Annotated in this window: 10 protein-coding genes and 2 pseudogenes; 9 read left to right on the top strand and 3 right to left on the bottom strand. The window is 54.2% G+C overall.

What is annotated here, in order from left to right:
• Positions 1–240 (top strand): annotated as a pseudogene (locus F474_RS22425) (IS3 family transposase); the annotation flags it as partial.
• Between the two features lie 72 nt (positions 241–312).
• Here F474_RS22425 and F474_RS22420 read toward each other — a convergent pair.
• Positions 313–1233 carry a LysR family transcriptional regulator gene (locus tag F474_RS22420; RefSeq protein WP_097089787.1) on the bottom strand — a complete coding sequence of 307 codons (921 nt, stop codon included), beginning with the start codon at positions 1231–1233 and terminating at the stop codon, positions 313–315.
• 149 nt (positions 1234–1382) lie between these two features.
• On the opposite strand from F474_RS22420, the gene F474_RS22415 reads away from it, so the two are divergent.
• The 8 genes from F474_RS22415 to F474_RS22380 all read left to right on the top strand — a co-directional run bounded on the left by F474_RS22415 (position 1383) and on the right by F474_RS22380 (position 7998).
• Positions 1383–2234, top strand: a complete 852-nt coding sequence (locus F474_RS22415; RefSeq protein ID WP_256577863.1) for a transporter substrate-binding domain-containing protein — start codon at positions 1383–1385, stop codon at positions 2232–2234.
• An 83-nt stretch (positions 2235–2317) separates the two neighbouring features.
• A complete protein-coding gene (locus F474_RS22410) occupies positions 2318–2623 on the top strand; it encodes a (2Fe-2S)-binding protein (RefSeq protein WP_218191681.1) in 306 nt (101 codons plus the stop codon).
• Positions 2623–4161: an FAD/NAD(P)-binding oxidoreductase gene (locus tag F474_RS22405; protein ID WP_097089785.1), complete on the top strand. Its 1539-nt coding sequence runs from the start codon at positions 2623–2625 to the stop codon at positions 4159–4161. The genes F474_RS22410 and F474_RS22405 overlap by 1 nt, the downstream gene beginning before the upstream one ends.
• Positions 4154–5320 carry an FAD-binding oxidoreductase gene (locus F474_RS22400; protein WP_097089783.1) on the top strand — a complete coding sequence of 389 codons (1167 nt, stop codon included), beginning with the start codon at positions 4154–4156 and terminating at the stop codon, positions 5318–5320. Before F474_RS22405 ends, F474_RS22400 begins: the two co-directional genes overlap by 8 nt.
• Positions 5317–6030 (top strand): ABC transporter permease, encoded by a 714-nt coding sequence (locus tag F474_RS22395; protein ID WP_097089781.1) that lies wholly within the window; start codon positions 5317–5319, stop codon positions 6028–6030. Before F474_RS22400 ends, F474_RS22395 begins: the two co-directional genes overlap by 4 nt.
• Positions 6030–6725 carry an ABC transporter permease gene (locus F474_RS22390; RefSeq protein ID WP_097089779.1) on the top strand — a complete coding sequence of 232 codons (696 nt, stop codon included), beginning with the start codon at positions 6030–6032 and terminating at the stop codon, positions 6723–6725. Before F474_RS22395 ends, F474_RS22390 begins: the two co-directional genes overlap by 1 nt.
• A 29-nt stretch (positions 6726–6754) precedes the next feature.
• Entirely contained in the window at positions 6755–7561 is an 807-nt protein-coding gene (locus tag F474_RS22385) for an amino acid ABC transporter ATP-binding protein (protein WP_097089777.1), read from the top strand.
• Positions 7562–7608: 47 nt separating this feature from the next.
• Positions 7609–7998 (top strand): RidA family protein, encoded by a 390-nt coding sequence (locus tag F474_RS22380; protein ID WP_256577862.1) that lies wholly within the window; start codon positions 7609–7611, stop codon positions 7996–7998.
• 525 nt (positions 7999–8523) lie between these two features.
• Here the strand turns inward: F474_RS22380 and F474_RS22370 are convergent.
• Positions 8524–8997 (bottom strand): hypothetical protein, encoded by a 474-nt coding sequence (locus F474_RS22370; protein ID WP_125483397.1) that lies wholly within the window; start codon positions 8995–8997, stop codon positions 8524–8526.
• 103 nt (positions 8998–9100) lie between these two features.
• Positions 9101–9340, bottom strand: a pseudogene (locus F474_RS22365) (IS3 family transposase); the annotation flags it as partial.

The following is a 9340-nucleotide window of genomic DNA, read 5'->3' as shown; positions in this document are numbered from 1 at the left end:
ATCAGCAGCATGAGCCGGCGGGGAAACTGCCACGACAATGCCGTAGCCGAGAGCTTTTTCCAGCTTTTGAAGCGGGAGCGAATCCGACGAAAGATCTACACAACGCGTGAAGAAGCCCGAAGTGATATTTTCGATTAGATCGAGATGTTCTATAACCCTAAACGCCGACACAGCAGTGCTATGCAGCTGTCTCCAGTAGAGTATGAGAAACGCTATTTCTTGAGCTTGGAGAGTGTCTAGGAAACCAGGGGCGATTCAGACGCCTTTCCAGGAGATGATGATGCGCTGGTCTCCAACAGCCTTGAAACGCTCCTAGTCATGCGTCCGAGGGGCAATGTTGAGCGCCTTCACTGAATTCTGCGCTGCAGCATGCAGGGCATGCTCCAGCCTAAGAACCGCCGCACTTTGGGGGCGGTTGGTTGGATGCTCCAGGTAGTAATTCCCTGGCCCCGGAGTCAGAGATACCAGCGGACAAATCACCAAGCCCAAAGATGACGCCAAAGGGAGACACACGGGTACAGGCCCGATGGCCAGGCCGAGGCCTTGGCTGACCATCATGAAGGCCAGCGGAGTAGTGTCTACAGGTTCAAGCTTCAGAGTGTGACTTCGCATCGAACCAAAATTTTGGTTCAACAATCCCATCCACCCCATGGAATGAGGAATCATTTCTAGCAGCCGGTGGGCTAGTAGATCCTCAACCGTATTCAACCGTGCCAGATCAGCAGGACGGCACATCACCACGTAAGATAACCCCATCAAACGGCTGGGATGACGAACCAAATCTGGCTCCTCTCCGAAGCGGATCGTCAGATCGGGTTCTGCCTTTCGCTCGTGCGCACCTTCCATCCACAACTCGACGCGGATAGACGGATTGTCTCGCTCAAAGTCTGCGAGCACTTGGGGCAGCCAACTCATCGACATCAGATGACTGGCTTGCAAAGAAACTCGTTGAACCCTCTGAGGCGAGAACAGCGCAGCCGCCTTACTTTCCATCGCGCTAATCGACAACTGCACAGTTGGCAAAAAGTCCTTCCCCTCGGGCGTCAACGATATTCGGTTGGCTGATCGCTCGAAAAGTGGTCGACCCAGGCTCGCCTCAAGGGATTGAACCTGTTGGCTGACGGCGGCCCCTGTCATGTGCAATTCGTGGCCGGCTTTGGAAAAGCTCTGATGTCGCGCCGCTGCTTCAAAAACACGCAGCCAATTCAACGAAGGGATAAGTGATCTGCTCATGACGTGAGCATAAGTAAGGCTTTAGCTGAGGTCAACAAGATAGGATCTGTGACGCTCCTGCAGCCATCGCTATATTGGCTTCACAACGAAAAGTAATCGCTTCAACCCTTTCGCTATCTGCCCTTTTAATAACCTGAACAAGCAGAGTGATGGAAATGCTGAAAAACCGTGTGATGCTCGCTTTAGCTTTTTTACCGGTGTTTGCCGGTATCGCCTCCGCACAAACATTGCCTACCGAAATTAAGGTGGCCACCGAAGGCGCCTATCCTCCTTGGAACTACACCAATGCTGACGGCTCGCTGACTGGGTACGAAATCGACCTGACTCACGCACTGTGTGATCGCATGAAAGTTAAGTGCACCATCGTCAGTCAAGAATGGAACGGGATCATCCCCGGACTGACCGTAGGTAAATACGACGCGATCATCGCTTCAATGGGCGTGACCCCTGCACGTAAGAAAGTAATCGCGTTCTCCAAGTCATACGCCAAAGCGCCGAATGGATTCCTAACGACGTCGGACAATGACCTAAAAAGCTTGGCTGAGGCTCGCCACGCATATGATCTAACTGACTCGCCGGCGGATGCGCAATCTGCGATCAATGAGCTGAAGACAAAATTCAAAGGCAAAGTAATCGGCGTACAGACTGGCTCTACCGCATCGAACTTTGCTCGTGAGTATTTCAAAGGCCTGGATATTCGCGACTACCCTACCTTTGAACAGCTTGCATTGGATTTGGCGAATGGGCGCTTGGACATTGGCATAGCGAACGTTACAACGTTCAAGCCCGTGATTGAGGCGAATAAAGGTGCCCTGGTTTCTACTGGGCCAACCTTCGCTGGTGGGGTGCTAGGCCAAGGGACGACAAATATTGCCCTGAGACAGGGTGATGAGGCTTTGCGCCAAGCGTTTGATGCGGCCATCACTTCAGTCAACAGCGACGGCACCAACAAAGCGCTGGCTGAGAAGTGGTTCGGCGTCGACATTTCGACCCGAGACTGACATTGGTTTGAAGCCTCTCTTGGCAATGAGGAGGGGCTATCCATGCGCCAAATCTTCTAACTCCGCATTTCATCTTGATAGGTATGGGTATGTTCACACCCGTGGGTGCCGTCGAGGCAACGCTTACGATTTTTTTTAATGACCGGCCCATCTCAGCACGCCCTGGCGAAACTGTCGCCGCGTGCCTGCTAAGGGCTAACACATCGTCATTTCGTACAACGCCAGTTACAGGCGCGCCCCGGCTGCCTTACTGCATGATCGGACATTGCTTTGAGTGCCTCGTGGAAATCAATGGCGTTGGAAATCAACAGGCCTGCCTCAAGGTCGTTGAAGACGGGATGAAGATTCGCGTACAGCAAGGCGCCGCCATAATTCCGGGGGTGTCGTGATGATCAAGTCCTCTCCAATCAATCTCCCCACTACCGAACACGATGGACGAACTATTGACACCGATGTTCTGGTGATCGGCTCGGGGCCAGCGGGGATGTCGACCGCCATCGGCGTTGCCCAAAAGGGGCTGAAGGTCATCGTACTTGACCTACAACCCACACCTGGGGGGCAGATTTTCCGCTCGCTAGAGACAAATCTCCGCGCGCGCCCAACAACCGACAAGCTTCTCGAAGTCCTGGGGCCCACATACCTCGCTGGTCAGTCACTCATCGAACAATTCCGCTCAACCGACGGGATCGATTACAGACCAGAAACGACCGTATGGGACTTGCGTTCGGACGGGACAGTCGGCTGGCTGTGCGGAGATTCTGCAGGCTACCTTCGTGCCCGCCAAGTCGTCGTGGCAAACGGCGCAACGGAGCGTCCAGTCCCATTTCCAGGCTGGACTTTACCCGGTGTGATGACAGCTGGCGCGGTACAGACCCTGCTCAAAGCAGGCCGGTTGCAACCTGATGGTCAAGTGGTACTGGTAGGGACAGGCCCCTTGATTTTTTTGCTCGCGGATCAGTTGCGGCGCCTAGGCGTACGCCCAACCCTTATAGCGCGCACCGATTCTTTGAGGGACAAATTTGCTGCTCTAACGTCGCTTCGACTGAGTGCAATTCCAGCTCTCGCGAAAGGTCTCGGATGGCTTGCCCAACTTAAGGTTTCAGGGATCAAAATGAACTCAGGCGCGACAAGTCTGGAAGCGCATGGGAGCGAGAAGGTTGAATCTGTAAGTCTTTTGATATCGGGACGTACGGTCAAAATACCGTGCGACCTTCTGGTGGTACATGACGGAATCGTACCCGCAACGGACATAGTTCATTGCGCAGGGTTAGCCATGGATTGGCAGCAGGACGATGCCAGCTGGAAGCCACGCACAGCAGACGATGGCCGCGCAGAGTTAGCTACTGGATCGCGGCTCGTCGACGGGCCTTGCAAGATTAGGATCTCTGGAGATGCACGGCGGATCGGCGGCGCTGACGCAGCTATTGCTCACGGCCAACACATTGCTGCGATTATTGCCTCGGAGCTTAACGGAACGGCAGTGTCCCCCGGAGAGCATGCCGAAAATGCAGCGAACGTTTCCCGCACTCTTGCAGCACGCCCGTTCATTGATAAAGCCTTTCCTCGCGGACTCGCTGCAGGGTTGCCTGCCGACGAAACATTGGTTTGTCGTTGTGAGGAGTTAACAGCTGGAGACATCCGCACTGCCATTCGCAGCGGCGCTACCGAAATGAATCATCTGCGCGGCGTTTTGCGCTGTGGCATGGGCCCCTGCCAAGGCCGCAGTTGTGCGGTCACGGTGGCAAGACTGTTGACCGAATTATCCCCCAGCAGCAGTGCTCCAAAGCTCTTCCGAGCACGTCCTCCTTTGCGCCCGTTGCCACTTATTGCCCTTACGAACTTGACTGGGCTGGATCCCGACCTCGCACAGATAGTGTCACTTGAGGACAAGCCGGTGGCAGGTCTGGAGGAGCACCCCCATGGGTAACCGGGTGGATGATGTCTTGATCATTGGGGGCGGACTTCAAGGATGTGCAATCGGCCTTTTCCTAGCCCGCTCCGGTTGGACAGTCACAATCGTTGATAAGGCCGTTCCGGGCCGCCACGCCTCCGGCGTGAACGCTGGCGGACTTCGTCTGCTGATGCGAGATGTCCGCGAATATCCGCTGTCTCTGCGCGCGATGGAAATGTGGCGCAGCTTGGAAAGCATTGTTGGATACGCCCCTGCACAGGCGAGCGAGGTTCGGCTGGGGTTTTCTCAGATCGCCCTTGCTCTCGATGATGCGGAGATGCAGTGGGTTCATGCGCGCCACCAGGAGATGTTGCGCAGAGGCTATACCCACGAGGAATTCATCACTGCTCACGAGTTACAGCGAATTCTTCCAGGACTCGCTGACAGTGCACTGGGCGGCCTGATCTCGCGCGGAGACGGTCACGCCAACCCAGCCAACGCGTCTCTGGCATTCCGGCAAGCTGCTGAGTCCGCAGGAGTTTTGATTCATGAGCAATGTGCGCTTAAACAGCTGAACAAGCTCAGCAGTGGCCGGTGGTCAGCGGACACCGACCATGGAGTGATTGAAGCTAATTGGGTAATCAACTGCGCTGGGGCTTGGGGATCACAGATAGCCGCAACGCTCGGTGATGAGTTGCCGATCAGGGTACTGGCGTTGAGCATGATGGTGACGGCGAGGATGAAGCCCTTTATCGAGCCTGTAGTAATCGGGATTGATCGGCCTCTCTCTTTCAAGCAAAGCGCGGTGGGGTCATTGGTGATTGGCGGAGGAATATCAGGTAAGCCGTGCCTGGACGACGGCACCTCATTCACCATCATGGATCGGATGGCATCAAGCGCTAACGCGACGTTGGAGGCATTCCCTGCTCTCGCTGGAGTGCCGGTACTGCGTACGTGGACAGGACTTGAAGGCTCGACCCCGGACGGTATTCCCTACATCGGCCCGAGCTCTAGACATGAAGGCTTATGGCACGTTTTTGGATTCTGCGGGCATGGATTCCAATTGGCTCCAGCGGTTGGCGAAGCCGTCGCTCACTCGTTAGTTAGCAGCAGCCTACACCCGCTTCTAGAGCCGTTTAACACCTCAAGATTCATGTCTTCGACATCCGCCGAATTACAAGGCCTACAACAATGACGCCCAGTATCTATGACCTGATCGGCTTCGGCCCTCAAGGGTGGGGCCTGCCGCTACTGAGTGCCGCAGGGATCACCATTGCCGCCGCAATCAGTGGCTTCGTCCTCGGAAGTTTCCTTGGAATCTGTGGGGCGGCTCTCAAGCTGTCCCGTAACCCATTGCTGCGCTCGGTAGGCGCATTTTACACGACAGTTTTCCGGGGTGTGCCTGAGATATTGATTGTCTATCTCTTCTATTTCGGAGGGAGCGTAGCGTTCACCAAGGCCATGAACCTAAGCGGATTTCCAGGGTTCTTTTCTCTTCCCGCTTTCTTGATTGGTGTACTGGCGGTCGGCATCGTTTCCGGGGCATACCAGACCGAGGCTTACCGCGCAGGCTTCCTGAGACTTGATCGAGGACAAATTGAAGCTGGGCTTTCTTGCGGCATGTCTGACCTCCTGTTGCTGCGCCGGATCATCGCGCCTCAGACCCTACGATTCGCCCTACCCGCACTGGGAAATATCTGGCAATCGGTTCTCAAAGAAACCGCATTGCTCTCCGTCATCGGGCTGACCGAACTGCTGCGCCAGTCCATCACTGCGGCAGGCTCTACTCGGGAACCGCTGCTCTTTTACGGCGTCGCGGCAGCGATGTTCTTCATTATTGGTCGTTTGACCGGATCTCTGTTGAGCCGCACGGAAAAGCGCCTTGCCAGACCGTGGAGTCGTTGATGATGGATTGGGAATTTTTACTTGATGTCTTCGGGCAGTTGTTGAGTGGTTTACCCCTTACGCTGCAATTATCAGCGCTCGCACTACTCGCTGGTTTCGTATTAGCGGTACTGGTCGCGTGCGCTGCTGGAAGTAGGTATCGAGTCATTCAGTGGGTGGGCAAAGCCCATATCGAGCTCTTCCGTGGCACGCCTCTATTGGTGCAGATTTTTCTGATCTATTACGGGCTAGGTCAGATTCCTGGGTTGCGACAGTCATTTCTGTGGCCCTTCCTTCGAGAGCCCTACTGGTGTGCAATCCTGGCGCTTGCTTTGAACACCTCCGCATACACCGCTGAAATCATCAGAGGCGCCTTACAAGCTGTGCCTGCGAGTGAGATTGAAGCTGGTCGTGCATGTGGAATGTCTGGACTGCTACTGCGACGTCGGGTGATCTGGCCCATCGCTGTTCGTCATGGTCTACCGGTCTATGGCAGCGAAATAATTCTGATGCTGAAGGCTACATCCCTTGCCAGCATCATCACTCTGACGGAAATCACCGGAATCGCCTACAAGTTGATCTCCTCAACCTACCGGGTCATGGAAGTTTTCGCAGTAACCGGGGCGCTGTATCTGACGCTGACCTTCCTGATCAGTCTGGCGTTCTCGCTCATAGAAAGCCGGCTCAATAAACACCTCACACGTCGCCGAACCTAATCCTGCAATTTCTGTTGAGGAAGATATTTATGTCCGCCACGGCTATGGAATTAACCCACGGCGCAACTGCAATTTCCACTCTCGAGTTGCGCAAAAGCTATGGAGAAATTGAGGTTCTTAAAGGCATCGATTTCACCGCCCGAGAGGGTGAGGTGGTTTCCATACTTGGAGCCTCGGGGTCAGGTAAATCCACATTTCTACGCTGTCTCAATCTTTTGGAGCTGCCTTCTGCCGGCTCGCTAGACGTGTTCGGGGAGCGAGTGAAACTCCGCCTAAGCGCATCGAACCCTCGTATCGCAGACCGTAAGCAAGTAGATCGCCTCAGAACGCAAGTTGCGATGGTTTTCCAGAATTTCTGCCTATGGAGCCACATGACCATCCTGGAAAATCTGATGGAGGCACCTGTTCATGTTCAACGGCGCAATAGTCAAGAAGTGCGAAAAGAAGCAATCGCAGCTCTGGAGCGCGTGGGCTTGGCGCACCGCATAAATGCTTATCCAGCTCAACTGTCCGGCGGGCAACAGCAGAGAGCTGCTATCGCACGGGCTCTTGTGATGAAACCACGGGTGCTGCTGTTTGATGAGCCGACCTCCGCTCTCGATCCAGAGCTGGTCGGTGAGGTGCTGAAAGTCATGCGGGACTTGGCTGCTGAGGGACGCACCATGCTCATCGTTACCCATGAGATGGCCTTCGCTCGTGATGTGTCCAGTCGGATCTTGTTCCTTGAGGATGGCCGAATTGGAGCCGAGGGAGCACCACAGAAGCTGTTTGCGGGAGGAGTGAATGAGCGATTCGATCAATTTGTTCGACGCTTCAATGAAAACGCCTCGCACTGAGCGCTAAACACTAATGTCTGTATCCCCGTTTAGAAAAAGAGGCAGTGATGGAAGGCGCAAACCTTGAGGTAGAGATGGCCGGTATCACCAGGATTGAGACAAACCCGAAGCTAAGCCGAGTAGTCGTGCATAACGGCACCGCGTGGTTCAGTGGAATCGTTGCCGCTGACTGGACATTGGACATCCAGGGTCAGACCGGGCAGGTGCTTTCCCGTTTGGACGAGCTGCTGATTAGCGTCGGCAGCGGTCGCTCAATGGTTCTCAACGCCCAAATCTGGATGAAGGATATGGTCGCCGATTTCAATGCCATGAATGAGGTCTGGAGTAACTGGTTCGCACCTGGAGAAACGCCCGCCCGTGCTACTTCACAAGTGACATTTGATGAGCCCGGAATCAGGTTGGAGCTGATCGTTGTAGCTGCCGTTGCGGCTAGTTAAAACCGACCTGTCCGGATAACACCGGTCGCCCATGCAAAGCCATCGTTAGAGATCAGTCATGCACGACAGTCAGCAGCTTCAATTCATCAGTAGTACGCCCTCGCGAATGCTCTTGGTTGTGGAACCGAGATCCAGCGAATTCTGGATTGAGAAAGGCGCTGCCGTACGTGTATTTATCCGAGACGTGCCCGGCAAAGACCCATTGGACGTGGAATACCTTGCCGGAGGAATTGTTGTGTATGCACACAACAACGATCAAGTGGAGGTGTACCAGAATGGGCTGCGTCTGACCCAACATACTCGTACCCGGCGCATGGCAGCTAAATTGAGCCGATGAGAATTTCAAAAGGCGGGGACGACCGCGATGAGCCCCGTCAAATGCCGCGGATGATCTACCACTGCCCGGATGGCTACCGACAGGATGTTGGATGGATTTGATGGCAAAGAACCCGCTTCGGCGGGTTTTTCATTGTCTGTCGTTTGGGGCGGCGGACTCTAGTCCGAAGGCTTTCTCAGTCCTCCCCGCTATGCCGTGAATTCGAGCCACTGATCCTCGTCCTGACACTCCGCCACTGCAAAGAATGTGTTTCTGAAAGACGCGTTGAGAAGTTCAAATGTTTCGTAGCCAAGGTGTTTAGCTTGCTCAACAGTACAGCTGTCGAAGTCGTCAGTGAATTCGACTCCAGCTGCGCCACACAACTTAGCCAAAGCCAGCGCGGCTTCGAACGAGATTTCGTATCCAAGCTCATGTGCATACTGATTTCGTACTTTGTTTAATGCCAGTACCGCCGCGTGAAGCTCACTGCTTATCTTTTCAAGCCGTAGGCACTCATCCGTCTTTTTAGCAAACGAGAGCCTTCTCAGCTTTGACTCACCAGTGCCATTGGGGTCTCGCCTGACGATCTCGACCATCAACGCTTCGAGGGTCAGGTGATAGAAGAGAACCTCTTCAAGCATTGATTCTCGTTCAATGAAGTAGTTTTCAAAATGTACGGACATATCCACAGCCATGAGATTTGCGAAGAAAAATGGCGTTATTACTGAAGGTCAAATAGATAGCTTCCAATATCCTCAGCTCGCTGAGTGAATCGCCCCTGGTTTCCTAGACACTCTCCAAGCTCAAGAAATAGCGTTTCTCATACTCTACTGGAGACAGCTGCATAGCACTGCTGTGTCGGCGTTTAGGGTTATAGAACATCTCGATCTAATCGAAAATATCACTTCGGGCTTCTTCACGGGTTGTGTAGATCTTTCGTCGGATTCGCTCCCGCTTCAAAAGCTGGAAAAAGCTCTCGGCTACGGCATTGTCGTGGCAGTTTCCCCGCCGGCTCATGCTGCTGAT

Source organism: Pseudomonas sp. URIL14HWK12:I12 (genome assembly GCF_003097135.1).
Lineage (GTDB): Bacteria > Pseudomonadota > Gammaproteobacteria > Pseudomonadales > Pseudomonadaceae > Aquipseudomonas.
Note: the sequence above shows the minus strand (reverse complement) of the source record. Positions and strands in the feature narration are given on the sequence as shown.